We start from the raw sequence: 25712 nt of genomic DNA on the forward strand, positions 1-25712 counted from the left end.
CACGCGCCGCGCCGCCTCCATTCAACCCAGACTGGAACCACCATGACCGACAAGCTATTGACGCTTACCCGCGCTGAGCTGCTGTGCAGCGCCAACTACATCGGCGGCGCCTGGCTGCCCGCCGCTTCCGGCGCGCGCTACGCCGTGGAAGACCCGGCCAGCGGCGCTGCCTTCGCCGACGTGCCCGACAGCGCCGCAGACGACGCGCGCCAGGCCGCCGATCACGCGTACGCGGCCTTCGACGGCTGGCGCGCCCGCAGCGCGCGCGAACGCGCCGGCCTGCTCAAGCGCTGGCACGCGCTCATCGTCGCCAACACCGAAGACCTGGCGCGCCTGATCTCGCGCGAACAGGGCAAGCCCCTGGCCGAAGCGCGCGGCGAAGTCGCTTACGGCGCCTCTTACGTCGAATGGTTCGCCGAGGAAGCAGTGCGCGCCTACGGCGACATGATTCCCGAACCGGCGCGCGGCAAGAAGCTGATGGTGGTGAAGGAGCCCGCCGGCGTGGTGGCAGCCATCACGCCCTGGAATTTCCCGCTGGCCATGATCGCCCGCAAGATCGCGCCCGCGCTGGCGGCCGGCTGCACCGTGGTCGCCAAGCCGGCCGAGGACACGCCGCTCACCGCGCTGGCGCTGGCGCAACTGGCGCACGAGGCGGGCATTCCGCCGGGCGTGCTGAACATGGTGACCGCTGCGCGCGCGAGCACGCCCGAAGTGGCCGCCGCCTGGCTGCAGGACCCGCGCGTGCGCAAGATCACCTTCACCGGCTCCACCGCAATCGGCAAGAGCCTGGCGCGCGATTCGGCCGGCACGCTGAAAAAGCTGTCGCTGGAGCTGGGCGGCAACGCGCCCTTCATCGTATTCGACGACGCCGACCTGGATGCCGCCGTGGACGGCCTGATGGCCGCCAAGTTCCGCAACGGCGGCCAGACCTGCGTCAGCCCCAACCGCGTCTACGTGCATGACAGCGTCTACCTTGCCTTCGCCGGCAAACTGGCGCAGCGCGTGGCAGCGCTGGCGGTAGGTCCGGCCAGCGACCCGGCATCGCAGATCGGTCCCCTGATCAACAGCCGCGCGCTGGACAAGGTGGCCAGCCACGTGGCCGACGCGGTGGAGCGCGGCGCCGGCCTGCTGTGCGGCGGCGCGCCGCTGCAGCTTCCCGGCGACGACCGCGCGCGCTACTACGCGCCCACCGTCCTGACGGACGCCGACCACGGCATGCGCCTGGCGCGGGAAGAAACCTTCGGCCCGGTGGTGGCGCTGTTCCGCTTCCACAGCGAGGACGAGGTGGTCGCGCTGGCCAACGACACCCCGTTCGGCCTGGCCGCCTACTTCTACGCGCGCGACATCGCCCGCGTGTGGCGCGTGGCGGACCGCCTGGAAACGGGCATCGTCGGCATCAACGAGGGCGCGCTGGCGGCCGAAGCGGCGCCGTTCGGCGGCGTCAAGGACTCGGGCTACGGCCGCGAAGGCTCGCGCTACGGCCTGGACGACTATATGCACACCAAATACCTTTGCATGGGAGGACTGTAAGCATGAACATGGTTCCATATCCGATAGAGGTGGCGTTCCCCAGCCTGGCGGCCTACGCCGAGGGCAACACCGGCATCCCCTATGTGTACAGCTTCGACAGCGGCGTGCCGGGCTGCCACACCATGATCAACGCGCTCACGCACGGCAACGAGGTGTGCGGCGCCATCGCGGTCAAGGCCATGCTGGACCGGAAGCTGCGCCCGCGCCGGGGACGCATCACCTTCGCCTTCGCCAACGTGGAAGCCTACCAGCGCTTCGACCCGGCAAAGCCGGACGCGTCGCGCTTCGTGGACCAGGATTTCAACCGCGTGTGGCAGCCGTCCACGCTGGACAACCTGGAGCTGGACTCGACCGAATTGCGCCGCGCGCGCGCCATGCGCCCGCTGATCGACGAGGTGGACTACCTGCTGGACCTGCACTCCATGCATGAGCGCAGCGCGCCGCTGAACGTGTGCGGCCCGCTGGACAAGGGCATCGCGCTGGCCCAGCGCCTCGGCGTGCCGGCCCATATCATCAGCGACGAAGGCCATCCCGAGGGCCGCCGCCTGCGCGACTACGGCGACTTCGGCGTCCCCGAGAGCACCCGCAACGCGCTGCTGATCGAGTGCGGCCAGCACTGGGAAGCGTCGGCCGTCACGGTGGCCATGAACTGCTGCGCGCGTTTCCTGGTCCTGTGCGGCAATGTCGACCTGGCCGACATTCCCAAGGCCTGGCTCAAGCCGCTCCTCGAACAGCGCCACGTGGTGCGCGTAACCGACCCGGTGGTGGCCGACAGCACGGACTTCCGCTTCGCCGGCCCCTACACCGGTCTGGAGACCTTCCCCGACAAGGGCAGCCTGATAGGCTGGAACGGCGCCGCGCCGGTGCTCACGCCGTACGACAACTGCGTGCTCGTGATGCCCTCGCTGCGCCAGGTGCGCGCCGGCGTCACCGTGGTGCGCTTCGGCCAGTTGCTGGCCTGACCTTCATTTGAAAGACATTCCCATGACCGAGCAAAACAAGCAAGCCGCCATCCACTTCAGCCACATCCTGCCCGCCGTCACGGTGGCGCATCCGGACGAGGACAAGCGCATCAAAGGCAATCCGGCGCGCACCGCGCGCGAATACTTCGCCAACGAACTGCACGGCGTGCGCGCCGGCACCTGGTCGGCGGACGAAGGCTCCTACCGCATCGCGCTGGACGAGAACAAGCACGAGTTCTTCCACATCATCAGCGGCCGGGTCACCATCTCGGCGCAGGACGGCAGCCAGCCGGTGCGCTACGCGGCGGGAGACACCGGCGTGATCACACCGGGGTTCAAGGGGATTTTCGAGATCGAGGAGGCGGCCAGCAAGTTCTGGGTGGTGACCGAACGCGCGCTGTAGCCTACAACAGTAACTGCAATCCGAGGTAGAGAACCAGCCGGCGCCGCCCTTCGCGGTTGCCGGCTATGTCGCGTCCGGCGCGGCCATGCAGGATGACTGGTTCGGACAGGCGCCATTTGGCGCCGGCGCTGGCGGTAGTCTGGCCGCCGTCGCGCGGCACACGGCTGTGTTCCAGCTCCACCCTGCATTCCAGCTCCGGCAGGCACTGATGCACCAGTTTCAAGCCCGCCTGCCATTCATGCGGGCCACGCTCGACGAGATTGCGTCCCAGTTCCGCGTACCAGGCGGTATCGCCGAAGCGCCGCCCGGCGATCAGCGGCAGCAGCAGGCTGCGGCCCGGCGAGCCGAGTCCGCGCCGCGCCGTGCCGGACGACGGATTCCAGCTGAATTGAGGGAAGACGGCCAGATCCACGCCCAGCGCGTCCTGGTCGGCCATGCGCCATTTCACGCCGGCCGTGGCGCTGCCCCAGCCCGAGTGGCGCGGTTCGCCATGTTCCTGCACGGTGACATAGGGCAGCGCCGCCATCAGCTGCAGGCGCTCGCCCAGGCCGTAATTGATGTCGCTGTCAGGCCACGAACGCTCCCAGCCACCAGCCTTCCGGATCTTGCTGGCGCCGATATTGATTTCCCAGCGGCCCGCGCCAGGCGTGTCGGTGTCCTCGGTGGCCGCGGCGCTCAGCGGCAGCATCTGCGCGGCAAGCGCACATGCCGCGGCCAGGCCCGCCAAGGCCCCGCGCTGCTTTAGAAGTATCGCACCCATGCCTGTTTCGACGTCCGTTTGAAGTTAGCGAAAGCGCGGCATGGCAGGTACAGCACCGGCATCAGCGCCAGCGACACTACCCACACCGGCCACAACACGTCGATGCCGAAGCGCTCGCCGTGGTTGGCTCCGAAAATGGCCACCAGCAGGTGCTGCAGGCCGAGCAGCACATACAGGTGCAGCAGGTAATAGAACATCGGCGCACCGCCGAAGGTGGCGCAGGCGCGCGTGAACCAGTTCTCCACCGGTTCCAGCAACGCCATCACGAGGAAGCCCGTGCCGATGGTCATCAGCAGGAAGTCCAGCGACGGCGGGTACTTGGTGAAATTGAAAAAGGACATCACGGTCTGCACGGCCGTCTCGCCGTGCACCCACGGCATTTCCTCGCCGTAGATGTTGAGGCCGCGCAGCACGGCCAGGGCCAGCCAGGCGCCGCCGCCCAGCATCAGCATCAGCTGCTTGCGGCGCTCCGGCGCCATGGCGCGGCCGAACAGCGGACCGGCCGCATAGCCCAGCAGGATCACGCCTATCCAGGGCAGCAGCGGATACGTCACTTTCAGCTTCACCGCGCCTTCAGCCACCAGGAAGCCCCGGTGCAGCAGGATGGTCCACAAGGTGTAGCCGACGGTGCCGGGTTCGAACGTCATCCACGTGAGCGCGTTGTGGCCCACCACGATCAGCGCGCCCACGGCGCCAAGAAGCTTGAGCGGCAGACGGTGCACCAGCGCCAGGAAGATCATGGCCAGGCCGATCACCCAGATCACCTGCAGGTACAACACCGCCGGCGGATACTTGCCGGCCCAGGCGAAGTTGACCACCACCAGCTCCAGCGCCACCAGCAGCAGGCCGCGCTTGACCAGGAAGCCGGTCGCGTTGCGCGGCCCGGCGGCCGGATGCGCGTACAGCCAGGCCGACAGCCCGGTCAGGAACACGAACATGGGCGCGCAGAAGTGCGCCGCCATGCGGGTGAAGAACAGCTCGGGCGCGGTGCTGGCCACGGCCATCGGGTCGCTCACCTGCATGTGCAGGTACAGCGTTTCGCGCACATGGTCGAACAGCATGATGAGCATGACCAGGCCGCGCATCACATCAATAATGGCGATGCGCGAACGCACCGCCTGGGCAGCCTGGTCCAGGGGCGTGGCAGGCGCTGTCTTGTTCAGGGCCCATGAGGCCGGATTATGTATGCTGGTATGGTCCATCGTACGCTTTCTACCGAAGTTGACTGATTGATGAGGACTACAACTTCATTGTACGGACGGGTTGCGGTTTTTTCTGCTTAGTTGGCCCGCGCCGGCGGCGTTTTCCTAGGCTATGCCACGCGGATCGCAGCATATTATTCGGCCGGCAATCTATGCTGCCGAAGCGCCGCAAAACCGCCGTTTGTGCGCTGCGGGAAGCCACAATCGCTACATCCGGCGGCGCCGAATATGATGTAATGATTCTACTGAATTCAACGACCTGCCAGCGAAAGCACCCATATCTGATGAAACAGGATTTTTGCATCGAACCGCGGCGCGACGCGCTGCGCAAACTGGCGGCCGGCGGCTTGCTGCTGTCGGCCGGGGGATTGCTGCAGGCCGCGCCGCAGCCCCGGCGCGGCGGCACGCTCACCATCGCCACGCAGTCCAGCTCCACTGCGGACACGCTGGATCCGGCCAAGGGTGCGCTGTCCACCGATTATTTGCGCGCCCATATGTTCTACAACGGCCTGACGTCGCTGGACGCCAAGCTGGCGCCGCAGATGATGCTGGCCGAGGAAATGCTGACCGACGACGCGCTGGTGTGGACCGTGCGCCTGCGCAAAGGCATCCAGTTCCACGACGGTAAGGCGCTGACGGCGGCCGATGTGGTGTATTCGCTGAACCGGCACAACGATCCTGCGGTCGGCTCCAAGGTGCGCGCGGTGACGCAGCAGTTCGAATCGGTGCGCGCGCTGGACCCGCTGACGGTGGAGATCACCCTCAAGGGCGCCAACGCGGACTTGCCGGTGATACTGGCCACCTCGCATTTCGTGATCCTGCAGGACGGCACGGCGTCCTTCAACACCGCCATCGGCACCGGCCCCTTCAAATGCAAGGAATTCACGCCCGGCGTGCGCACGCACGGCGCGCGCAACGAGCGCTACTGGAAGCCCGGCCTGCCCTACCTGGACGAGGTGGCGCTGTTCGGCATCCCGGACGAATCGGCGCGCATCAACGCGCTGCTGTCGGGCGACGTGCACTGGGTGAACGAGGTCAACCCGCGCAGCACCAGGCGCATCAAGGGCGAGCCTGGCTACCAGGTGCTGGAAAGCCAGTCCGGCCTGTACACGGACCTGATCATCCGCCAGACCGTGGGGCTGGGCCGCAACCCGGATTTCACGCTAGGCATGAAATACCTGATCGACCGCGAGCAGATGAAGCGCGCGGCGTTCCGGGGCTATGCTGTGATCGCCAACGACCAGCCCATTCCGCCGTCGAACCGCTTCCACTTCGCGGGCCTGCCGCAGCGGCCATACGATCCGGAACGCGCCAAGTTCCACCTGCGCCGTGCCGGCGCGCTGGGCATGACGCTGCCGGTGGTGGCGTCGGTGGCGGCCACCGGCTCGGTCGACATGGCCATGCTGCTGCAGCAGTCGGCGCAGAAGGCGGGACTGAACCTGGCGCTGAAGCGGGTGTCGGCCGACGGCTACTGGTCCAACCACTGGATGAAATCGCCCATCGGCTTCGGCAACATCAACGCCCGGCCCAGCGCGGACATGCTGTTCACGCAGTTCTTCAAGTCGGACGCGCCGTGGAATGAATCGGGCTGGAAGAACGAGCAGTTCGACCAGTTGCTGCTGCTGGCGCGCGCCGAGACGGACGACGCCAAGCGCAAGCAGTTCTACGCCGACATGCAGGTGCTGGTACACCAGCATTGCGGCGTCGGCATTCCGCTGTTCATCAACAACCTCGAAGCGCTCAGCACCAGGGTGCGCGGCGCGGCGCCGCATCCGCTGGGCGCCTTCATGGGCTACACCTGCTGCGAGCATGTGTGGCTCGACGCCTGAGCTTGAAAGGATCATGCAATGAAACACCCCTCCCTGCAGGCGCTGCGGCGCCACGCCGCACCGGCCTTGACGCTGTGCGCCCTGTTCGCGCTGCTGGCCGTGGCCGCCGGCGACAGCCTGGCCCACGGCGTGGCGGAGGATGACAAGGCCTATTTTGAACAGAGCACCGGCATGCAGCTGCTGCCCTTCATTTACCTGGGCGCCAAGCACATGGTGACCGGCTACGATCACTTGCTGTTCCTGGTCGGCGTGATCTTCTTCCTGTACCGGCTGAAGGACGTGGGCGCCTACGTCACCCTGTTCGCGCTGGGGCACAGCGTGACGCTGCTGTCCGGCGTGCTGAGCGGCACCCACATCAATCCCTACCTGGTGGACGCCATCATCGGCTTCTCGGTGGTGTACAAGGCGCTCGACAACATGGGCGCGCTGGAGCGGGTGCTGGGATTCCAGCCCAATACCAAGGCGGCGGTGCTGGTGTTCGGCCTGTTCCACGGCTTCGGCCTGGCCACCAAGCTGCAGGAACTCACGCTGTCGCAGGACGGGCTGGTGCCCAACATCCTGGCTTTCAACGTGGGCGTGGAGATCGGCCAGTTGCTGGCGCTCAGCTCCATCCTCATCGCCATGGGCTACTGGCGCCGCAGCGCCGCCTTCCGGCGCCAGGCCTTCGGCGCCAACGGGCTGCTGATGACGGCCGGGTTTGTACTGATGGGCTATCAATTAACCGGTTACGCAACCGCCTGACAAGGACAACACATGGTCACCACTTACACCACCGAGAGCCTGCCCACCCTGCAGCAGCTGGGCAAAGCCACCGGCGCGGCCCTGGCCGCCGCCGCGCTGATCCTGACGGTTGCCGTGCTGCCGGCCGAATACGGCATCGATCCGCTGGGCGCCGGCCGCATGCTGGGCATCGCCAAGCTGAATGGCGGGGCGAAGAAGGCGCCGGACGCGGTGGCGCCTGGCGGCCCGGGCATTGCCGCCGGCGGCGCCGTTGCGCAGGCCGGCGCGCCGGTGGCCCGCACCGCCGCCGTGCTGCGTTCGGACGCCATGACCGTCACGCTGCAGCCTGGCGAAGGCGCGGAGATCAAGGCGCTGATGCGCAAGGGCGAGCATTTCGTGTTCAGCTGGAACACCGACGGCGCGCCGGTGAAGGCGGACATGCACGGCGAGCCGGAACACGCCAAGGCCAACGAGTTCACCACCTACTGGAAGGAACCGGCGCAAACCGGCGCCCAGGGCACCTTCACCGCGGGCTTCGACGGCATCCACGGCTGGTTCTGGCGCAACAAGGGGGCGCACCCGGTCACCATCCAGGTCAAGGTGAGCGGCTTCCACGAGAAGCTGTACCGCCCGTCCTGAACGGCGCGGCATGAACGGCTTGCGCGCGCTGCACCGCTGGACCGGGCTCGCCGCAGGCTGGCTGTTCGTCATCGTGGCGCTGACCGGCGCGCTGATGGTGTTCCGCGTGCAGCTGGAGCCGTTCGTGTCGCCCGCGCTGACCACCGTTCCCGCCTGCACCGCGCCGCTGCCGCTCGATGCGCTGGCGGCCGCAGCCCGCGCGGCCAGTCCGGACAGCGGGCCGCTGACCGCGCTGCGCCTCCACGGCGACCCACGCGCCAGTGCGCGCGTGCGGTTCGGAGATGGACGCTGGATCTACGTCGATCCCTGCAGCGCCCGGGTGCTGGGCAGCGAGGCGGTCTACGGCGGGCCGTTCGGCACCGTGGCGCGGCTGCACATCTTCGGCTACCTCCCGTTCGGCGAACTGCTGGCCGGCGGCCTGGCGCTGCTGATGGCGCTTGCCATGGCTGCGGTAGGCTTGCGCCTGTGGTGGCCTGCCACCCTGCGCGTGCTGCGCGGCAGCTGGCGCCTCAAACCCGGCTTGCAAGGCCGCGCCCGCAGCCTGGATCTGCACAAGACCGCCGCCATCTACGCAGCCCCAGTACTGCTGGCCTGCGCGCTGAGCGGCCTGCCGCAAGCCTTCTCCTGGGCGCGCAGCGCCATCGACATACTGACCATCTCCCCACCGCAGCCCGCCGTGCCCCTGGCCGCCGGGTTGCCCGCGCCCGAGGGAGCGCATGCGGGCGCGCCGCGAGGCGCGCGGCTGGAAGCGATGTGGCGGCAGGTGCAGGCGTTGGCGCCCCGGCCGCAGAAGCTGCAACTGTGCGCGCCCCGCGCGCCGGGGGCGCCCTGGCTGCTGGAAGCCGTCGCGCACGACGCGCCGCACGCCAACGCGCTCAGCTACTTCTACTTTGATCCGGCATCGGGGACGCTGGTGGGCCATACGCCCTACGCCGCGCACAGCCGTGGCCACCGCGCCTACCTATGGGCGATGGCCCTGCACTACGGCTGGATAGGCGGCCTGGCGGGACAGGTCATCCTGCTGCTGGGCGCCCTCGCCGTCCCGCTGCTGGCCTGGACCGGCACGGCCAGCTATCTGCGCGGCCGCCGCGCCGCCGCCTCCATGCCCGCCGCCGCGACGCCCGCTTCGCCCTTCGCGCCCGCCTTGGCCGCTTCGTCGGCCGCGCACGCCCCGCTGCGCCTCGTGGTCCGGTGCAAGAAGGCCGAAGCGGAGGGCATCTGCTCATTTGAGCTGGCCAGCCCGGAAGGCGCGCCGCTGCCTCCCTACACCGCCGGCGCGCACGTGGAAGTCGTCACACCCGGGGGCCACGTGCGCCACTACTCGCTGTACGGCGACCCGCGCGACCGCCGCCGCTACCGGATCGCCGTGCTGCGCTGCCCCGATACGCGCGGCGGCTCCGCGTCCATGCATGGCGAGCTGCAGGAAGGCGCCCAGCTCGAGATCAGCGCGCCGCGCAACCATTTCCCGCTCGCCCCGCGCGCACGGCACAGCATACTGCTGGCCGGCGGCATCGGCATCACGCCCATCCTGTGCATGGCCCGCCAGCTGGCAGCCGAGGGCGCCAGCTTTGAGCTGCACTACAGCTGCCGCAGCGAGCGCCACGCCGCATTCCGCGACGAGCTGGGCGCCGCGCCGTTCGCCGTGCGCACCCAGTTCCACTACAGCGCCAGCCGCAGGCTGGACCTGGACGCGCTGCTGCGGCACCCAGAGCCCGGCGTGCACATTTACGCCTGCGGCCCCGGCGCGTTCATGAGCGCCGTGGCCGGCGCCGCGCAGCGCCACGGCTGGCCGGAAACGCAACTGCACACCGAACGTTTCAGCGCCGATCCGCTCGCCCCCGCTCGCCTTGCCGGCGGACCGCCGTTTGATATCCGCATCGCCAGCACCGGCCAAGTCGTCCGCGTACCGGAAGGCGTCACCGCCCTGGCCGCGCTGGCCGGCAGCGGCGTGCACGTGCGCTCATCCTGTGGCCAAGGCGTCTGCGGCACCTGCGTCACCGGCATCCTGCAAGGCCAGCCGGACCACCGCGACCAATGCCTGTCACCCGCCGAGCGCGCCCGCAACAACTGCTTCACGCCCTGCTGCTCGCGCGCCATCGGTCCGCTGCTGGTGCTGGACTTGTAGAGCTCCGACGGCGCACGAAGCGCCATCCCGACAGTCCGCGATGGGCAAAAAAAAATGCGCCGGACAGGCGCATTAAAGGTACAAACAGATATCCGCTTACAGGCCAACCAGCCCTGCCAGTCCGCCGATGTTCGGGATCTCCGCATAGTTGTAGAAGGGCGTGCCCGGCTCATGGCCACGGTTCACGAAGGCCTTGTCCTTGATGCCGATGTCGTGCGCCGTCATCAGGTCATAGCGCATGCTGGACGACACGTGCAGGAAGTCTTCCGGCTTGGCGCCCAGCTGGTCGATCATGTACTCGAAGGGACGCATGCGCGGCTTGTAGGCCTTGGCCTGCTGCGCGGTGTAGACCCGGTGGAACGGCACGCCCAGCTTCTCCACGTTGTGCACCAGCTGCGCGTCCATGGCGTTGGACAGGATCACCAGCGGAATCTTGCCGGCGATGCGTGCCAGGCCCTCGGTGACGTCGGGATGCGGGCCCCAGGTCGGCACGGCGGCGTAGATCTCGGCCACGTCGGATTCGCGGAACGGCACCTTCCAGCGGTTCGCGGTGCGCAGCACCGAGTTGTACACCACGTCGTAGTACGGCTGCCAGTCGCCCAGCACTTCGTCCAAGCGGAAAGACGAGAAGTCCTTGCAGAACTGGTCCATATTGTCCGGGCTGATGCGGTCGGCGAACAGCTTGCGCGCCATGGGCGCCATCTGGAAAAAGATCAAGGTGCCGTAGCAGTCGAAACTGATGTACTTCGGCCGGAAAATGATGCTCATGGTTGCCCTTTCGATGAGATTGATGGCAGATCAAAACAGTTCCATGATAACCAGTACGCTGCCGCTACTGCTGCCGACTGCGGCATTGCCCGCCACGCAATTTATGCTTTTTTTTGTCTGAATCAGCATCTTCTACGGCACCCCGCCCAGCTGCCCCCGAAAAAGTCCTCGTTGTTACAAATTGCGTATTTCTTTTCAATTTAATAAGCTATTTTGTAGGAGTATTCCTACCTATGTCATTGATAAGGAGAATCCCATGTGCCGGTTTCCTGTTTCGCCTATGCTGCTGTGCACGATAGCACTGCTCTCAGCCTGTAGCACGCCGCCCCAGAGGACTCCCGGCCTGGAAACCATACAGATCACTTCCGGCCGTGGCGAGGGAGTCGCCAAGCCCGTCAATATCACGCCGCTCAGTACGTATGTGGATGAATGGGCAGCCCCGTCAGCGGCCGGTGGCGACTTCGCCGGCGCCTACACGCGGCTTATGATTTTTAGTGACCTGGCGACCAGCGGGGGTGACGAAGCGGAAAACCTGGCCTACAAAAAGCGGGGCTATCTGACCCGCGCCATCGTTGGAAAAGACTTCTCCCTCAATCTGACTGTGCATGTCACGGTTGGAGCCTATGAATCCACCGTCCCGCTGGCCACCATAGGCCATCAGAGCAACTCCGATGGCGAGTTGTGGAATCGCGTCGTTCACCACTCAAAATCGGATTTTCCGCTATTTCTGGTCAAGAACGACGGCAGTGCATCCATCCCGTCGGTGAAAATTGGGGTCGCCGGCACGAAGAGCTATACCTCACGCGGCGCGGCCACCGCTGTCCAGGTGGCCTTGGGCATCGCTAAGGCGACTGGTGCCCAGGCCAATGTGGTAACCAGGCTGTCTGAACAAACCACCAAGGACAAAGCAAGGGCCGTCGATGACGCCATCTCCAAGCTCTTCGCCAGCGGTATCGCAGAGGAACATTGGACCGACCGCGACCTGCGCTCCTGGAGCGTCGGCCGCGACCGGCCGCGCGGCGCCAAAATCAGCTTCCATGTTCCGTCCGATGAAGACGACTGGAACTCGACGCCGCGCCCTGTAGGCAACTGGACGGTGACTTTCGATTTCCCGCGTCCCTCCATCTTCGCGGACTGGCGCATCTGCGGCGACTCCGACTTGCCCCGCTGCGTTGCGAATCGCCAGCAGGCCGAACGCAAAGTCCACGAGAGCGTCGATCCCGGCGAGGTCCTGAATTACGTTCTGCTCAACGGCAGCAACAGCCTTGGAACGGTACGAGCCTTTTTGTCGCAGCAGGACTGGTATGTGGCTGCGCAGCCGGCCTTCCTGGACAAGGCCAAGGCAAACGAAGCTGCCAGCGGCTTCTGCCGGCGCATTCGCAATGAAATCACCGGCCTGGGCCTGAGCGGCTTTGATTCGGACATCGTGGTTTGGGCTGTCATCAACGGCATGCCGCTACCCAAGAGTATCGATTTCCAGCAGGTGGCAGACTGTAAGGCTCCGCTGAATACGATAGCGGAGCACAAGCGCAACGCTGCCGAGAGCCTTGCACGGGCGCCGGCAGGCGGGCAAAAGGTAGCGCGGACTGAGGACAGCCCGCGCTAGCCGGGTACCGGGCGGACTACTTGATGTCGAAGGACGTGCTGACCTTGGTCTTCTTGTCCGCCAGCGTGACCGAGGCCAGCACCTTGCTGCCCTTGACCGCGCCAGGCGCCTTCGCTTCCAGCTTGTTGCCGCCGGCCGGCTTGAGCGCGAACTCGGACTTCGCCGCGCCCTTCACCACCGTCAGCTTGCCGCTGATGTCCGCGCTCGGCATGTCGTCGCCGTCGTCCTGCAGGTACAGCTCCACGGTGTCGCCCTTGACCACCAGCTCCAGCCAGGTCTCGCCCACCGCCTGCACGATGCCGCCGTGATTGGCGGTGGGCGAGCCGTGCGCGAAGGCGGTGTTGGCCGGCAGCGTTGCCGCGCCCAGGGCCAGGACGGCCGCACCGGCCAGGATGCTCAGTATCTTCTTCATGTTCATTCTCCCGTTTATTCAGGCGCGTGCGCCAGCACGAAGGACAGCGACGCCAGGTGTTCGACGCGGTTGTACTTGGCGGGCTGGTCGGACGGCGATTCATAGATGGCCACGATCACGTTCAGCCCCTGGTTGCGCACTTTCAGCGTCACGGTGCCGTCGGCCGCCGTCAGCGCCGGCTCGCCGTCCGGGTCGTTGACCCAGTCGTGCAGCACCTTGGCGCCCGCCACCGATTTGCCCTGGTACAGCACGCGCAGCTTGATCGGCTGGCCCAGCATGGCCGGCAGCGCGGCTTCCACCGGCGCCACCTGCAAGGTCTGGCCGGGCAACGGCGCCAGCGGCGCGGTCAGCGGCGCGCGCAGGTGCACGGCGTACTTGATGGTGCGCTCGGCCACCACGGCCGTCGGCACCTCGTCCTTGCCCTTCTTGTGCCACTTGCCGTCCGGCGTTTTGCTCCAGGTGCCGTTGTCGAGCACCGCCGCCACCACCGCCGGCTGGTTCTCCAGGTTTACCAGCACCAGGCGGCCGTCCGGCTGCAGGCTGGCGGCGACCGGCTTGCCGGCGGCGTCGTAGCCGGCCATGCCGGTCACCTGCGGCAGCCGTTTCAGCGAATCCAGGTCGTCCGCGCCCACGCCGTACAGCAAGGCCAGTTGCGTGGCGCGCTGCGCGAACCAGATGCCGTGCGCCGACGCGCTGGGCGCCAGGCCTGCGGTCACGGATGCCGCCAACACGGCGGCGACGGCGATTTTACGTATCTTCTGCATGGCTGCTCCTTAGAACTTGTAGTTGACGTTGAGGGTGATGGTGCGTTCGGTGCCCGGAGCCACCCACACCTGGCTGTACGAGCTGGCGTAGTAGCGCTTGTTGAACAGGTTGTCCACGTTGAGCGACACGCGCACCTTCTTGTTCGGCGACCAGGAGGAAATCAGCTTGACGGTGGTGTAGGCCGGCAGCGTGAAGTTGCTGGAGATGGCCACGTCGCCCAGGCGGTCGCCCACGTAGTTCAGGCCGCCGCCCAGCGTCGCCGTGCCGCTGCCCAGCGCGAAGGTCGGCGTGACGACCAGCGACGCGCTCTGCTTCGGCACGTTCGGGAAGCGGCTGCCGGTGACGATGGTGTTGTCGCCCTTGGTGACGGTGGCGTCGGTGTAGGCGTAGGCGGCCGACATGCGCACGTTCGGCATGATCTCGCCCGACACGTCCAGCTCCACGCCCTTGCTGCCCACTTCGCCGGCCGAGATGGAGAAGTCCGTGTTCAGCGGGTTGGTGGTCAGCACGTTCTCCTTCTTGATCTTGTAGACCGCCAGCGTGCCGGTGATCTTGCCGTCCGCCGTCTCCAGCTTGCCGCCCACTTCATAGGAGCGGCTTTCCTCGGCCGGGAAGGCCTTGTTGTCGATGCTGATGCCGCTGTTCGGGCGGAAGCCCTTGGCCGCCGTCAGGTACAGCGAAACGGTGGGCAGCGGCTGGTACACCAGGCCGGCGCGCGGGCTGGTGGCGCTCAGTTGCTGCTTGTTGGAGGCGTTGCTGCGGAAGTTGCGCACGGTCTGGTCATAGCTGTCGTGGCGCACGCCGATCAGCGCTTTCCAGCGGTCGGTGATGTCCACCTGGTCCTGGCCGTAAAAGGCGTGCGCGCGCTGCTCTTCCTTGGTGTCGATGGACAGCGTGAGCGGATCGGCCTTGCCGCCGTATACCGGGTTGTAGATGTCGATCGCATAGGGGTTGGTGGCGTTCGGGTTGCGGCGCAGTTGCACGCGGCGGTCGTCGAAGCGGTAGGCGTCCACGCCCACCAGCACATTGTGCGTCAGCGAACCGGTGTTGAATTTGCCCAGCAATTCCACGCGGCCGGAAACGTCGATGGCGCCGAAATCGCGGTGGCGGCGCTGGCGGCGCAAGGTGCGCCCGTCCGCCAGCAGGTTGTTGGCCTCGGTCGAGAAGCCTTTCAGCGAGCTGTCGCGGTAGGACAGGCCGGACTGCAGCTTCCACTGCTCGTTGAACTCGTGCTGCAGGAAGACCTGGTGGCCCACCGACTTGACCACGGTGGGGCCGTCGGCCGGTTCGCCCAGGTAGCGCGAATTGGGCACCAGGCCCAGCACGCCGTTCACCGCCACCACGCCGCGGTCGAAGGGCACGCGCTGCTCGCTCGCCTCGAGTTCATAGGACAGGGTGGTGCTGTCGCCGATCAGCCAGATGAAGGACGGCGAAATGAAGGAGCGCTCGGTCTCGACGGTGTCGCGGAAGCTGTCGCCCTTTTCATAGGCCGCGTTCAGGCGGTAGGCCACGGTGTCGGTGATCGGTCCCGTCAAGTCCACCGCCGTGCGGTAGGTCTGGAAGCTGCCCACCGACAGGTCCAGCGCGTAGCCCGGCTCGAAGCGCGGCTTCTTGGTGGTGATGTTGACGGTGCCGCCAGGCTCGCCCCGGCCGTACAGCGCCGACGCCGGGCCTTTCAGCACTTCCACGCTGTTGGTGCTGGCCGAATCGCGCACGCCGTTGTAGCCCCGGCTGGAGCTGAAGCCGTTCACCAAGTAGTCGGAACCGAAGTTGGGGTCGCCCGTGAAGCCGCGCATGGCATAGCTGTCCCACAGGCCGCCCAGGTTGCTCTGCTTCGAAATGCCGCTGGTCAGATCGAGCGCGCCGGCCAGGTTGGTCACGCCCACGTCCTTCAGCAGGTCGGCCGTCAGCACGCGCACGCTTTGCGGCAAGTCCTTCAGCAAGGTGTCGGTCTTTGTGGCGCCGGTGGCGGACAGCGCGCGGTAATTCTGGCGCGCAGCCTTCACCACCACCACCTCGCGCTTGGCGGCGGGTTCCCCGGCAGCGGCGGCTTCCGCTGCCGGCGTCTCCGCAGGTTCGGGCTCGGCGGCCAGCACGGCTAGTGGATAGGTCGCTGCCAAAAACAGGGCCAGGGTGCGGTGACGTGTGGGATACATGACAAACTCCTAGTTAGGTGTGAATGTACTTGATAAGGCGTCTACTGCTAACGATTACATCACGCCGCGTTCGCCGGATTGCGCTGTAATCACCCTGTCACAAAACGGAAATATGCATTTTCCGGGCCCTGCGCAGCACAACTTGCTGCTGTTCTGAAAGCCGCACAGGTGCAGTGCAGCATTCCCGGCGCCGCCCCGTTGCGGCGCGTTGCGCGCACCGTTTTAGCGCGCGAAGTCCACCAGCACGGTCTTGAAGCGCAGGTTGGCTTCATACGCCTGGCGCCCCAGATCCTTGCCCATGCCGGAGCGCTTGAAGCCCCCCGTGGGCAGCACGTAGTCGTCGCTGCGGCCATAGCGGTTGATCCACACCGTACCCGCTTCCAGCCCGCGCGCGCAACGCAGCGCGCGGCCCACGTCCGCCGTGTGCACGCCCGCAGCCAGGCCGTAGGACGGATGGTCGCCCAGCGCCAGGGCCTCGTCCTCGTCGTCGAACACCTGCACCGTCAGTACCGGGCCGAAGATCTCGTCGCGCACCGCCTCCATGTCGGCGTGCACGCCGGTCAGGATGGTGGGCTGATAGAAGGCGCCCCCGCCCGCCACCGGCGCCAGCCTGCCCCCCACGGCCAGCGTGGCGCCGGCCTGCACGCTCCGCTGCACCATGCCGTCGATGCGCGCCGCGTCGCGCGGCGTGATGATGGGCGACAGCGTGGACCCCGCTTCCCAGGTGTGTCCGGCGCGCCACGCGCCGAAGGCGGACGCGATGCCGTCCACCAGCCGTTCCGCCACGGCGCGCTGCACGATCAGGCGCGAGCCGGCCACGCACACCTGGCCCGCGTTGCCCGCGATGGCGCCAGCCGCCATGCGCGCCACCTTGTCCAGGTCCGGCGCGTCGGCAAACACCAGTTGCGGGCTTTTGCCGCCCAGTTCCAGCGTGACCGGCTTGGTGCCGGTCTGCGCGCAGGCGGCCATGATGGCGCTGCCGGTGCGCGTGGAGCCGGTAAACGTCACCTTGGCGATGCGCGGATGGCGCACCAGCGCATCGCCCGTGATGCGGCCGTCGCCCTGTATGACATTGAAGATCCCCGGCGGCATGCCGGCCGCCACCGCCAATTCGGCCAGCCGCACGGCGGAGAACGGGGTCAGTTCGGATGGCTTGAGCACCACCGCGTTGCCGGCCGCCAGCGCCGGGCCTATCTTCCAGGAGGCCATCACCAGCGGGAAGTTCCAAGGCGCGATGGCGCCGATCACGCCGTAAGGCTCGGCGATGGTCATGCCCAGCGAGTCGCTGCGGGTGGCCGCCACGTCGCCGCCTATCTTGTCGGCGAATTCGGCGAAGAAGCGGATGCCTTCGGCGGTGAACGGCACATCCCAGCCGGCCGCGTTGGCGATGGGCCGCGTGGAACCCACCGCTTCCAGCGCGGCCAGGCCGGGATCGGACTCGATCAGGTCGGCCCAGCGGCGCAGCACGCGCGCGCGCTCGCGCGGCGCCTGCGTGGCCCATGCGCTGGTCTTGAAGGCGCTCCAGGCATTCTGCACGGCCTGGTCCACCAGGTCCGCATCCGCCACCGGCAAGCCGGCATAGACCGCGTTGTCGGACGGGCGGCGCACCTCCATCGCCGGGCCCTGGCCCGCGACATGGCGGCCCCCTATGTAATGGCTGCTGCTTACCTGGATCTGGTCGGGATTAAAGCTTTGCATGGGGATTCCTTGAATATTTGTTAAGGCCGGCACGGAACTGGAATGAAAACTGCGTAGGGCTATGCTAAGGGCGAACCCGCAGCATTAAATGCCGCCGGGGATGCCCCGCGAGGCGCAAGCTTGTGTAGTTTGGCCGCCAGCCATAGAACATGCTTGGGGCGGAAGGTGCAGCAATGTGTGCTGCGCGGGGCGGCGAAAACCGCGTTATCTGTCTCCGGCGCGCGGCAATTCGGAATTTTGCGCACAGTGGCCTATGGTGTAATGGATGTAACAGCTTGGTAATAGATTCATTAAGATTGACTCATCAAGGACGCAGCATGAAGCTTGAATCGTATTGGCTCGATACAGCGCCCGCATTTACCGGCGCGGCGCAGGGTCCGGTGGTGCCGCGCGCGGACGTGGTGGTGGTTGGCGGCGGCTTCACCGGCCTGTCCGCCGCGCTCGCGCTGGCCCGGCGCGGCGCCTCCGTGGTGCTGCTGGAGGCCGGCCGGGTGGCCGGCGAGGCGTCCGGCCGCAACGGCGGGCAGTGCAACACCGGCCTGGCGCACGACTACGCCGACCTGGCCGCGCGCCTCGGCGAAGACCATGCGCGCGCCTACTACCAGGCTTACGACGACGCGGTGGACACCGTGGAACAGCTGGTGGCGCAGGAAAGCATAGACTGCGACTTCCGCCGCTGCGGCAAGTTGAAACTGGCGGCCAAGCCCGAGCACTACGCCAAGCTGGAACGGGCCTGGGAGCGCCTGCGCCAGCGCGCCGATCCGAATGTGGAGCTGCTTAAGGCCTCCGACCTGGGCCCGGAGATCAACGCTGAAGGCTTCTACGGCGGCCTGCTGCAGCGCCAGGGCGCCCAGATGCACATGGGTAAATTCGCCGTCGGCCTGGGCGAAGCGGCGGTGCGCGCCGGCGCCAGGGTCTATCAGGGCGCGGCGGTGCAGAACATCGAACGCACGGCGGGCGGCTACCGCATCGCTTCCACCCGCGGCGCCATCGACGCGCAGCAGGTCTTCCTGGCCACCGGCAATTCCAGCCTGGGGCCGTTCGGCTACTTCCGCCGCCGGCTGGTGTCGGTGGGCAGCTTCATCATCGCCACCGAGCCGCTGGGCGAGGACCTGATCGAGGCCATCCTGCCGGGACGGCGCAACTACGTCACCACCAAGAACATCGGCAACTACTTCCGCCTCACGCCGGACCACCGCCTGCTGTTCGGCGGCCGCGCGCGCTTCGCGCTGTCCAACCCCAAGTCGGACGCCAAGAGCGGCCGCATCCTGGCCGACACCATGGTGCGCCTGTTCCCGCAGCTGGAGCGCACCGCCATCGACTACTGCTGGGGAGGACTGGTGGACATGACGGCCGACCGCCTGCCGCGCGCGGGCGAGCATGAAGGCATGTTCTATTCGCTCGGCTACAGCGGCCACGGGGTGCAGATGTCGGTCCACATGGGCCAGAAAATGGCCGAGGTGATGGCGGGCCAGGCCGACAGCAATCCCTGGCGCGGCCTGGACTGGCCAGCCATCCCGGGCTACTACGGCAAGGCGTGGTTCCTGCCGCTGGTGGGCGCCTATTACAAACTGCAAGACCGCCTGCACTGAGGCCCGCCCATGAACGGAACCATAGGAAAACTGCTGCTGACGCGCCTGAGCCTGGGCGCGCTGACGCTGCTGATCGTCTCGGTGGTGGTGTTCGCCATCACCAACCTGCTGCCGGGCGACGCCGCGCAGGAATCGCTGGGCCAAGCCGCCACACCGGAAGCGGTGGCGGCGCTGCGCGCCAAGTTCGGGCTGGACCAGCCGGCCCCGGTGCGCTACGCGCGCTGGCTGGGCCATATGCTACAGGGCGACGCCGGCACTTCGCTGGTGAACGGCCAGGCTATCGGCGAGCTGATAGGCAAGCGCCTGCCCAGTTCCCTGGTGCTGGCCGGCGCCACCGCCGCCGTCTCGGTGCCGCTGGCACTGGCGCTGGGCATCCTGTCGGCCATGTACCGCGGCTCGCTGTTCGACCGCGGCATGAATATGCTGGCTGTGTCGCTGGTGTCGGTGCCCGAGTTCCTGATCGCCACGCTGGCGGTGCTGCTGTTCGCGGTCAAGCTGCGCTGGCTGTCGGCGCTGTCGCACACGACGGACATCGCCAGCCTGGGCCAGTTCCTCAAGGTGTACGCCATGCCGGTGTTCACGCTGTGCTGCGTGATCGTGGCGCAGATGGCGCGCATGACGCGCGCCGCCGTCATCGACCAGTTGCGCGCGCCCTACGTGGAGATGGCGCGGCTCAAAGGCGCCGGGCCGGTGCGCATCGTGCTCGCGCACGCGCTGCCCAACGCCATTGGCCCGATCGCCAACGCAGTGGCGCTCAGCCTGTCCTATCTGCTGGGCGGGGTGCTGATCGTCGAGAGCATCTTCAACTATCCCGGCATCGCCAACCTGATGATAGACGCGGTCACCACGCGCGACATTCCGCTGGTGCAGGCCTGCGCCATGATCTTCTGCGGCGCCTACCTGCTGCTGGTGATGCTGGCCGATATCTGTGCAATCGTTTCCAACCCGAGGTTACGCAATCCATGAACAGCACCACTACTCCTGTTCCGCCGAAGCCACAGGGCCGCCTGCGCGCCGCCCTGTCGGCCGTCACCGGCCTGCCCCTGCCCGCGCTCACCGGCCTGGCCATCGTGCTGTTCTGGCTGGCCGCCACCGTAGCCGGCCCCGCCATCGCGCCGCACGACGCGGCTGAAATCGTCGACCACGACGTGTTCGGCGCCATCAGCGCGCAGTTCCCCATGGGGACCGACTACCTGGGCCGCGACATGCTGAGCCGCGTGCTGTATGGCGCGCGCTACACGGTGGCGCTGGCGCTGGCGGCGACCGTGCTGGCCAGCGGCGTGGGCACCCTGCTTGGCCTGTACGCGGCGGTGGCCGGCGGCTGGCTGGACGCGGGCCTGAGCCGCGCGCTGGACGCGCTGATCTCCATCCCCAGCAAGATGTTCGCGCTGATGATGGTGGCCTCCTTCGGCTCCTCGGTGCCGGTGCTGGTGCTGACCGCCGCACTGGGCTTCATGCCGGGCGCCTACCGCATCGCCCGCGCGCTGGCCGTCAACGTGCAGGCCATGGAATTCGTGCAGGCGGCGCGCGCGCGCGGCGAAGGCATGGCCTATATCGGCTGCGTCGAAATCCTGCCGAACATGATACGGCCGGTGCTGGCCGACTTCGGCCTGCGCTTCGTGTTCACCGTGCTGCTGCTCAGCGGCCTGTCCTTCCTCAGCCTCGGCGTGCAGCCGCCGGATGCGGACTGGGGCTCGCTGGTGCGCGAGAACATCGGCGGCCTGGCCGAAGGCGCGCCGGCCGTGCTGATGCCGGCGCTGGCCATCGCCACGCTGACCATAGGCGTCAACCTGCTGATCGACAACCTGCGCGGCAAGAAGAAGGACGCACGATGAAACCATTGGTACAAGTGAACAACCTGCGCGTGGTGGCGCGCAACGACGCGGGCGTGGACGTCCCCATCGTCAAGGGCGTCAGCTTCGCGCTCAACCAGGGCGAAGTGCTGGCCCTGATCGGCGAATCGGGCTCCGGCAAGACCACCATCGCGCTGTCGCTGATGGGCTATGCGCGCCAGGGCTGCCGCGTCGCCGGCGGCCAGGTGCGCGTGGGCGAGCAGCAAGTGCTGGAACTGGACGACAAGGGCCTGGCCGCGCTGCGCGGCCGCACGGTGGCCTATATCGCGCAAAGCGCCTCCTCGGCCTTCAACCCGTCCAAGACGCTGATGGACCAGGTGGTCGAAAGCGCCGCCATCCACCACACCATGCCGCGCGCCCAGGCCGAAGCCAAGGCGGTGGAGCTGTTCCGCGCGCTGGCGCTGCCGGACCCGGAACGCCTGGGCTCGCGCTATCCGCACCAGGTGTCCGGCGGCCAGCTGCAGCGCGTGATGGCGGCCATGGCCTTCATTACCGACCCTGCGCTGGTGATCCTGGACGAACCCACCACCGCGCTCGACGTCACCACCCAGATCGAAGTGCTGCGCGCCTTCAAGGACGTGGTGCGCCAGCTCGGCACCACCGCGGTCTACGTGTCGCACGACCTGGCCGTGGTGGCGCAGATGGCCGACCGCATCGTGGTGCTGCGCGACGGCGAGATCCGCGAGGACGGCGGCACGCCGCAGGTGCTCAACGCGCCGGCCCACGAGTACACCCGCAGCCTGCTGGCGGCGGCCGAACCGGCCGTGCGCGACATCAACATCGAGCTGCCCGTGCTGACCAGGCTGGCGCCGCCGCTGCTGGAGATACGCGGCCTGCACGCGGGCTATGGCCCGGCCGGCGCGGACGGCCTGCCGTCCAAGCGCATCCTGAGCGACATCAACCTCACCATCGCGCGCGGCGCCACGGTGGGCGTGATCGGCGAGTCCGGCTCCGGCAAGACTACGCTGGCGCGGGTGGTGGCAGGCATGGTGCCGATCGCGCGCGGCGAAGTGCTGCTGGACAGCGGCGCGCTGCCCTCCTGCACCGAAGGCCGCACGCGCGAGCAGCACCAGCGGGTGCAGTTCGTGTTCCAGAACGCGGACACCTCGCTCAATCCGGCCCACACCATAGGCGGCATCCTGGCCCGTCCGCTCAGCTTCTACCACGGCCTCAAGGGCGACGCGCGCCGGCGACGCGTGCTGCAGTTGCTGGACCTGGTGCGCCTGCCGGCGGCCATCGCCAGCCGCCTGCCGGGCGAGCTGTCCGGCGGACAGAAGCAGCGCATCAACCTGGCGCGCGCGCTGGCGGCCGAGCCGGACCTGATCCTGTGCGACGAGATCACCTCGGCGCTGGACACCGTGGTGGCGGCCGCCATCCTGGACCTGATGGCCGAACTGCGGCGCGAACTGAAAGTCTCGTACATGTTCATCAGCCACGACATCAGCACCGTGCGCGCCATCTGCGACGAGATCGTGGTGCTGTACGCCGGCAGCAAGGTCGAGGCGCGCCCGCGCGAAGCGCTGGCCGAGGCGCCCTTCCACCCGTACTCGCACCTGCTCATTTCGTCCGTACCCAAGCTGGAACAGGGCTGGCTGGACGGCGTTTGCGCGCGCAGCGCCACCCGCCTGCCGCCGCTGAACGCCCCGGCCGCCGCCACTCCGGCCCCGGCCGGCGCCGCCCTGTGCACCTTCCTGCCGCGCTGCAGCGAACGCATCGACGGCGTCTGCAACCGCCTGCCGCCGCCGCGCCAGATGCTGGCCAACGGCGGCGAAATCCTGTGCCACCACGCGCCCGCCGCGCTGGCGCTGCGCCAGTCCCCTTTACACCGCTTTGAGGAAGTCGCATGAACTCACGCTTTGTCCGCCTGGCCGAAACGGCCCGGCCGCCGGTCAGCTTCACGATAGACGGCGAACCCGCCTCCGCCCTGGAAGGCGACACCCTGCTGGTGGCCATGCTGAACGCCACGCGCAGCCTGCGCAGCTCCGAATTCGGAGAAGGGCGCCGCGCGGGCTTCTGCCTGATGGGCGCCTGCCAGGATTGCTGGGTATGGACCGCCGCCGGCGAGCGCCTGCGTGCCTGCTCCACCGAAGTGCGCGACGGCCTGGCCATCGTCACCCGCGATACGGAGGCGGCATGGCTGAAGCTCGCGTAATCGTCATCGGCGCCGGCCCTGCGGGCGTGCGCGCCGCCGAGGAACTGGCGGCGGCCGGGCTGCGCCCCGTCGTCATCGACGAAGGCCGGCGCGACGGCGGCCAGATCTACCGCCGCCAGCCCGAGCATTTCACCCGCAGCTACGACAGGCTGTATGGCAGCGAAGCGGCGCGCGCGGCCAGCCTGCATGGCGCTTTCGACGCCCTGCGCGGCAAGATCGACTACCGCAGCGGGACCCTGGCCTGGAATATCTCGGACGGGCATCTGCACATCGTGAGCGGCGCGCACGGCGAGCGGCTGCCCTATTCGGCGCTGCTGATCTGCTCCGGCGCCACCGACCGCCTGATGCCGGTGCCCGGCTGGGAACTGGCGGGCGTATTCAGCCTTGGCGCGGCGCAGATCGCGCTCAAGTCGCAAGCCTGCTCGGTGGGCCGGCGCGTGGTCTTCCTCGGCAGCGGGCCGCTGCTCTACCTGGTGGCCTACCAGTATATGAAAGCCGGCGCCGACGTGGCCGCCGTGCTGGACACCGCGCGCCTGCGCGACCAGGCCGCCGCCCTGCCCAAGCTGCTGGCGCGGCCCAAGCTGCTGCGCCTCGGCCTGTCCTACATGGCGGCGCTGCGCCGCGCCGGCGTGCAGTTGCGCTCCGGCGTGACGCCGCTCGGCATCAGCGGTGACGCGGAGGATGGCGTGCGCGGCCTGGCCTACCTGGACGCAGGCGGCGCGCGCCACGAACTGGAATGCGACGCGGTGGCCATGGGCTACCATCTGCGCCCGGAAACCCAGCTGGCCGACCTGGCGCGCTGCGCCTTCCGCTTCGACCCTGACGCGCGCCAATGGTTCCCCGAAGTGAGCGAGGACGGCCGCAGCTCCGTGCCCGGCGTCTACCTGGCGGGCGACGGCGTCCGCATCCTGGGCGCCGAGGGCGCGGAGAACGCCGGCCGGCTTGCCGCGCTGGCCCTGCTGGCGGACATGGGCCGCCCGGTGGACGCGCAGCGCGTGGCCGCGCTGAAGCGCGAACAGCACACGATGGAACGCTTCCGCCAGGGCCTGGTGCGCGCCTTCCCCTGGCCCGCCGAACAGGCCGCGCGCCTGCCGGACCAGGCCATCGTGTGCCGCTGCGAATGCATTACGGCCGGGGAACTGCGCCGCACCGTGCATGAAATGGGCGCGCGGGAAGCCAACCGCGCCAAGGCCTTCAGCCGGGTGGGCATGGGCCGCTGCCAGGGGCGCTATTGCGCGCAGGCCGGGGCCGAGGTGATATCGGCAGCGTGCGGCGTGCCGGTCGAACAGGTCGGCCGCCTGCGCGGCCAGGCGCCGGTCAAGCCGCTCACCATCCACACGCGGGAGGAAGCGGCATGAGCGCGGTTCAGCATGCGGACGTCATCATCGTCGGCGGCGGCATCATGGGCGCCTCCACGGCCTTCTTCCTGCGCCAGCGCGGCGTATCCGTGATCCTGCTGGAGCGCGGGCTGACCGGGCAGCAGGCCAGCGGGGTCAACTTCGGCAATGTGCGGCGCCAGGGGCGCTACCTGGCGCAACTGCCGCTGTCGATGCGCGCGCACGCCATCTGGCAGCGCCTGCCCGGGCTGCTGGGCGAGGACGCCGAGTACCTGGAGAGCGGCCACCTGCGCTGCGCCTACCAGCAGGAACACGTGGAAGTGCTGGAGAAGTACGCCCGCGAGGCGCGCCAGTACGGCCTGCACCTGGACCTGCTGGGCGAACAGGAGATACGCCGGCGCTATCCCTTCCTGGGCCGCGAGGTGATCGCCGGCTCGCTGGCGGCGCAGGACGGCCACGCCAATCCGCGCCTGGCCGCACCGGCCTTCGCCCGCGCGGCCGCGCGCGCCGGGGCGCACATCATAGAGAACACCGAGGTGCTGGCCATTGAGAAGGACGGCCTGGATTTCCGCGCCATCTGCGCCGGCGGCCGCGAGTACCGCGCGCCATCGCTGCTGGTGGCCAGCGGAGCCTGGGGCGACAAGATGGCGGCGCAGTTCGGCGAGCCGGTGCCGATGGCTGTGCGCGGACCGCAAATGGGAGTGACGGAGCCGGTGCCGTACGTGATCGGCCCGGCCATCGGCGTGGCGGTCAAGTCGATCACCGAGTCGCTGTATTTCAGGCAGGTCAAGCGCGGCAACATCGTGTTCGGCGGCTGCGGCCGGGGGCCGGCGGACCCGCTGACGCGCCGCGCCTACGTGCTGCCCGAGCATACGCTGGCCCAGTTCCGCCAGATGGCGCGGCTGGCGCCGGCGGTGGCCAAGCTGAATATCATCCGCGTGTGGAGCGGCATCGAGGGTTATATGCAGGACGACCTGCCGGTGATGGGCCCCAGCGCCCGCGTCAGCGGCCTGCACTACGCCTTCGGCTTTTCCGGCCACGGCTTCCAGTTGGGACCGGGCGTGGGCGACGTGATGGCCGAGCTGATCGCCACCGGCGCCACATCGACGCCGATCGAAGCCTTCGGCATCGGCCGCTTCGCGCTGGCCGCCGCCGCCGCGTAGGCAAGCCGGCAAGGCGGCTGCAGCCGGCCTGCGGCCAGCG

The 25712-nt window shown here is 68.0% G+C and carries 22 protein-coding genes; 15 read left to right on the plus strand and 7 right to left on the minus strand.

From position 1 onward, the window contains the following. The first annotated feature begins 42 nt into the window (after positions 1–42). Genes AC56DV_RS32065 through AC56DV_RS32075 form a run of 3 tightly spaced genes read left to right on the plus strand, consistent with a single transcriptional unit; the run spans position 43 to position 2895 of the window. On the plus strand, positions 43–1530 hold the full coding sequence (locus AC56DV_RS32065; RefSeq protein ID WP_496318243.1) for an NAD-dependent succinate-semialdehyde dehydrogenase: 1488 nt from the start codon (positions 43–45) through the stop codon (positions 1528–1530). A 2-nt stretch (positions 1531–1532) separates the two neighbouring features. After that, positions 1533–2492 (plus strand): M14 family metallopeptidase, encoded by a 960-nt coding sequence (locus tag AC56DV_RS32070; RefSeq protein WP_496318244.1) that lies wholly within the window; start codon positions 1533–1535, stop codon positions 2490–2492. Between the two features lie 22 nt (positions 2493–2514). Then, positions 2515–2895, plus strand: coding sequence for a cupin domain-containing protein (locus AC56DV_RS32075; protein WP_496318245.1), 381 nt, complete (start codon positions 2515–2517; stop codon positions 2893–2895). 1 nt (position 2896) lies between these two features. On the opposite strand, the gene AC56DV_RS32080 is transcribed toward AC56DV_RS32075, so the two are convergent. Together AC56DV_RS32080 and AC56DV_RS32085 are read right to left on the minus strand one after the other, a co-directional pair. After that, positions 2897–3655 (minus strand): hypothetical protein, encoded by a 759-nt coding sequence (locus AC56DV_RS32080; protein ID WP_496318246.1) that lies wholly within the window; start codon positions 3653–3655, stop codon positions 2897–2899. Continuing rightward, on the minus strand, positions 3637–4857 hold the full coding sequence (locus AC56DV_RS32085) for an acetyltransferase domain-containing protein (RefSeq protein ID WP_496318247.1): 1221 nt from the start codon (positions 4855–4857) through the stop codon (positions 3637–3639). Before AC56DV_RS32085 ends, AC56DV_RS32080 begins: the two co-directional genes overlap by 19 nt. Positions 4858–5141: 284 nt before the next feature. On the opposite strand from AC56DV_RS32085, the gene AC56DV_RS32090 reads away from it, so the two are divergent. Genes AC56DV_RS32090 through AC56DV_RS32105 form a run of 4 tightly spaced genes read left to right on the plus strand, consistent with a single transcriptional unit; the run spans position 5142 to position 10170 of the window. Beyond that, on the plus strand, positions 5142–6686 hold the full coding sequence (locus AC56DV_RS32090) for an ABC transporter substrate-binding protein (RefSeq protein WP_496318248.1): 1545 nt from the start codon (positions 5142–5144) through the stop codon (positions 6684–6686). A gap of 18 nt (positions 6687–6704) precedes the next feature. Next, positions 6705–7427 (plus strand): HupE/UreJ family protein, encoded by a 723-nt coding sequence (locus tag AC56DV_RS32095; protein ID WP_496318249.1) that lies wholly within the window; start codon positions 6705–6707, stop codon positions 7425–7427. A 12-nt stretch (positions 7428–7439) separates the two neighbouring features. Continuing rightward, entirely contained in the window at positions 7440–8045 is a 606-nt protein-coding gene (locus AC56DV_RS32100; RefSeq protein ID WP_496318250.1) for a transmembrane anchor protein, read from the plus strand. Positions 8046–8055: 10 nt separating this feature from the next. Beyond that, a complete protein-coding gene (locus AC56DV_RS32105) occupies positions 8056–10170 on the plus strand; it encodes a PepSY domain-containing protein (protein WP_496318251.1) in 2115 nt (704 codons plus the stop codon). Positions 10171–10266: 96 nt separating this feature from the next. Here the strand turns inward: AC56DV_RS32105 and AC56DV_RS32110 are convergent, their stop codons facing one another. Next, positions 10267–10938, minus strand: a complete 672-nt coding sequence (locus AC56DV_RS32110; RefSeq protein WP_496318252.1) for a haloacid dehalogenase type II — start codon at positions 10936–10938, stop codon at positions 10267–10269. Between the two features lie 256 nt (positions 10939–11194). Between AC56DV_RS32110 and AC56DV_RS32115 the strand changes: the two genes are divergently transcribed. After that, positions 11195–12544, plus strand: a complete 1350-nt coding sequence (locus tag AC56DV_RS32115) for a hypothetical protein (RefSeq protein WP_496318253.1) — start codon at positions 11195–11197, stop codon at positions 12542–12544. A gap of 16 nt (positions 12545–12560) precedes the next feature. Here AC56DV_RS32115 and AC56DV_RS32120 read toward each other — a convergent pair whose 3' ends face one another. The 4 genes from AC56DV_RS32120 to AC56DV_RS32135 all read right to left on the minus strand — a co-directional run bounded on the left by AC56DV_RS32120 (position 12561) and on the right by AC56DV_RS32135 (position 17575). Beyond that, a complete protein-coding gene (locus AC56DV_RS32120) occupies positions 12561–12956 on the minus strand; it encodes a hypothetical protein (RefSeq protein WP_496318254.1) in 396 nt (131 codons plus the stop codon). A 14-nt stretch (positions 12957–12970) separates the two neighbouring features. Beyond that, positions 12971–13720 carry a DUF4198 domain-containing protein gene (locus tag AC56DV_RS32125; RefSeq protein WP_496318255.1) on the minus strand — a complete coding sequence of 250 codons (750 nt, stop codon included), beginning with the start codon at positions 13718–13720 and terminating at the stop codon, positions 12971–12973. A 9-nt stretch (positions 13721–13729) separates the two neighbouring features. After that, positions 13730–15877, minus strand: coding sequence for a TonB-dependent siderophore receptor (locus tag AC56DV_RS32130; RefSeq protein ID WP_496318256.1), 2148 nt, complete (start codon positions 15875–15877; stop codon positions 13730–13732). A gap of 222 nt (positions 15878–16099) precedes the next feature. Further along, on the minus strand, positions 16100–17575 hold the full coding sequence (locus AC56DV_RS32135) for an aldehyde dehydrogenase family protein (protein WP_496318257.1): 1476 nt from the start codon (positions 17573–17575) through the stop codon (positions 16100–16102). A 317-nt stretch (positions 17576–17892) separates the two neighbouring features. Here AC56DV_RS32135 and AC56DV_RS32140 point away from each other — a divergent pair, with 317 nt between their 5' ends. The 7 genes from AC56DV_RS32140 to AC56DV_RS32170 are packed head-to-tail and all read left to right on the plus strand — an operon-like array spanning position 17893 to position 25672. Further along, positions 17893–19167 carry an NAD(P)/FAD-dependent oxidoreductase gene (locus AC56DV_RS32140; RefSeq protein ID WP_496318258.1) on the plus strand — a complete coding sequence of 425 codons (1275 nt, stop codon included), beginning with the start codon at positions 17893–17895 and terminating at the stop codon, positions 19165–19167. Positions 19168–19176: 9 nt separating this feature from the next. Next, complete coding sequence (locus AC56DV_RS32145) at positions 19177–20133, plus strand: ABC transporter permease (protein ID WP_496318259.1); 957 nt, start codon at positions 19177–19179, stop codon at positions 20131–20133. Beyond that, positions 20130–21002: an ABC transporter permease gene (locus AC56DV_RS32150; protein WP_496318260.1), complete on the plus strand. Its 873-nt coding sequence runs from the start codon at positions 20130–20132 to the stop codon at positions 21000–21002. Before AC56DV_RS32145 ends, AC56DV_RS32150 begins: the two co-directional genes overlap by 4 nt. After that, positions 20999–22867 (plus strand): ABC transporter ATP-binding protein, encoded by a 1869-nt coding sequence (locus AC56DV_RS32155; protein WP_496318261.1) that lies wholly within the window; start codon positions 20999–21001, stop codon positions 22865–22867. The genes AC56DV_RS32150 and AC56DV_RS32155 overlap by 4 nt, the downstream gene beginning before the upstream one ends. Beyond that, positions 22864–23172, plus strand: a complete 309-nt coding sequence (locus AC56DV_RS32160) for a (2Fe-2S)-binding protein (protein WP_496318262.1) — start codon at positions 22864–22866, stop codon at positions 23170–23172. The genes AC56DV_RS32155 and AC56DV_RS32160 overlap by 4 nt, the downstream gene beginning before the upstream one ends. Continuing rightward, positions 23154–24530, plus strand: coding sequence for an FAD/NAD(P)-dependent oxidoreductase (locus tag AC56DV_RS32165; RefSeq protein ID WP_496318263.1), 1377 nt, complete (start codon positions 23154–23156; stop codon positions 24528–24530). Before AC56DV_RS32160 ends, AC56DV_RS32165 begins: the two co-directional genes overlap by 19 nt. After that, the gene (locus AC56DV_RS32170) at positions 24527–25672 is read left to right on the plus strand and encodes an NAD(P)/FAD-dependent oxidoreductase (protein WP_496318264.1); all 1146 of its coding nucleotides are present in this window, start codon (positions 24527–24529) and stop codon (positions 25670–25672) included. The genes AC56DV_RS32165 and AC56DV_RS32170 overlap by 4 nt, the downstream gene beginning before the upstream one ends. Positions 25673–25712: the final 40 nt, after the last annotated feature.

The organism is Massilia sp. BGA-UO-ETr-WB1 (assembly GCF_059567845.1).

What these genes read in the sequence shown, in the direction of transcription:
- AC56DV_RS32065 (WP_496318243.1), top strand. Translation starts at nt 43, where the DNA reads ATGACCGACAAGCTATTGACGCTTACCCGCGCTGAGCTGCTGTGCAGC.
- AC56DV_RS32070 (WP_496318244.1), top strand. Translation starts at nt 1,533, where the DNA reads ATGAACATGGTTCCATATCCGATAGAGGTGGCGTTCCCCAGCCTGGCG.
- AC56DV_RS32075 (WP_496318245.1), top strand. Translation starts at nt 2,515, where the DNA reads ATGACCGAGCAAAACAAGCAAGCCGCCATCCACTTCAGCCACATCCTG.
- AC56DV_RS32080 (WP_496318246.1), bottom strand. Translation starts at nt 3,655, where the DNA reads ATGGGTGCGATACTTCTAAAGCAGCGCGGGGCCTTGGCGGGCCTGGCC.
- AC56DV_RS32085 (WP_496318247.1), bottom strand. Translation starts at nt 4,857, where the DNA reads ATGGACCATACCAGCATACATAATCCGGCCTCATGGGCCCTGAACAAG.
- AC56DV_RS32090 (WP_496318248.1), top strand. Translation starts at nt 5,142, where the DNA reads ATGAAACAGGATTTTTGCATCGAACCGCGGCGCGACGCGCTGCGCAAA.
- AC56DV_RS32095 (WP_496318249.1), top strand. Translation starts at nt 6,705, where the DNA reads ATGAAACACCCCTCCCTGCAGGCGCTGCGGCGCCACGCCGCACCGGCC.
- AC56DV_RS32100 (WP_496318250.1), top strand. Translation starts at nt 7,440, where the DNA reads ATGGTCACCACTTACACCACCGAGAGCCTGCCCACCCTGCAGCAGCTG.
- AC56DV_RS32105 (WP_496318251.1), top strand. Translation starts at nt 8,056, where the DNA reads ATGAACGGCTTGCGCGCGCTGCACCGCTGGACCGGGCTCGCCGCAGGC.
- AC56DV_RS32110 (WP_496318252.1), bottom strand. Translation starts at nt 10,938, where the DNA reads ATGAGCATCATTTTCCGGCCGAAGTACATCAGTTTCGACTGCTACGGC.
- AC56DV_RS32115 (WP_496318253.1), top strand. Translation starts at nt 11,195, where the DNA reads ATGTGCCGGTTTCCTGTTTCGCCTATGCTGCTGTGCACGATAGCACTG.
- AC56DV_RS32120 (WP_496318254.1), bottom strand. Translation starts at nt 12,956, where the DNA reads ATGAAGAAGATACTGAGCATCCTGGCCGGTGCGGCCGTCCTGGCCCTG.
- AC56DV_RS32125 (WP_496318255.1), bottom strand. Translation starts at nt 13,720, where the DNA reads ATGCAGAAGATACGTAAAATCGCCGTCGCCGCCGTGTTGGCGGCATCC.
- AC56DV_RS32130 (WP_496318256.1), bottom strand. Translation starts at nt 15,877, where the DNA reads ATGTATCCCACACGTCACCGCACCCTGGCCCTGTTTTTGGCAGCGACC.
- AC56DV_RS32135 (WP_496318257.1), bottom strand. Translation starts at nt 17,575, where the DNA reads ATGCAAAGCTTTAATCCCGACCAGATCCAGGTAAGCAGCAGCCATTAC.
- AC56DV_RS32140 (WP_496318258.1), top strand. Translation starts at nt 17,893, where the DNA reads ATGAAGCTTGAATCGTATTGGCTCGATACAGCGCCCGCATTTACCGGC.
- AC56DV_RS32145 (WP_496318259.1), top strand. Translation starts at nt 19,177, where the DNA reads ATGAACGGAACCATAGGAAAACTGCTGCTGACGCGCCTGAGCCTGGGC.
- AC56DV_RS32150 (WP_496318260.1), top strand. Translation starts at nt 20,130, where the DNA reads ATGAACAGCACCACTACTCCTGTTCCGCCGAAGCCACAGGGCCGCCTG.
- AC56DV_RS32155 (WP_496318261.1), top strand. Translation starts at nt 20,999, where the DNA reads ATGAAACCATTGGTACAAGTGAACAACCTGCGCGTGGTGGCGCGCAAC.
- AC56DV_RS32160 (WP_496318262.1), top strand. Translation starts at nt 22,864, where the DNA reads ATGAACTCACGCTTTGTCCGCCTGGCCGAAACGGCCCGGCCGCCGGTC.
- AC56DV_RS32165 (WP_496318263.1), top strand. Translation starts at nt 23,154, where the DNA reads ATGGCTGAAGCTCGCGTAATCGTCATCGGCGCCGGCCCTGCGGGCGTG.
- AC56DV_RS32170 (WP_496318264.1), top strand. Translation starts at nt 24,527, where the DNA reads ATGAGCGCGGTTCAGCATGCGGACGTCATCATCGTCGGCGGCGGCATC.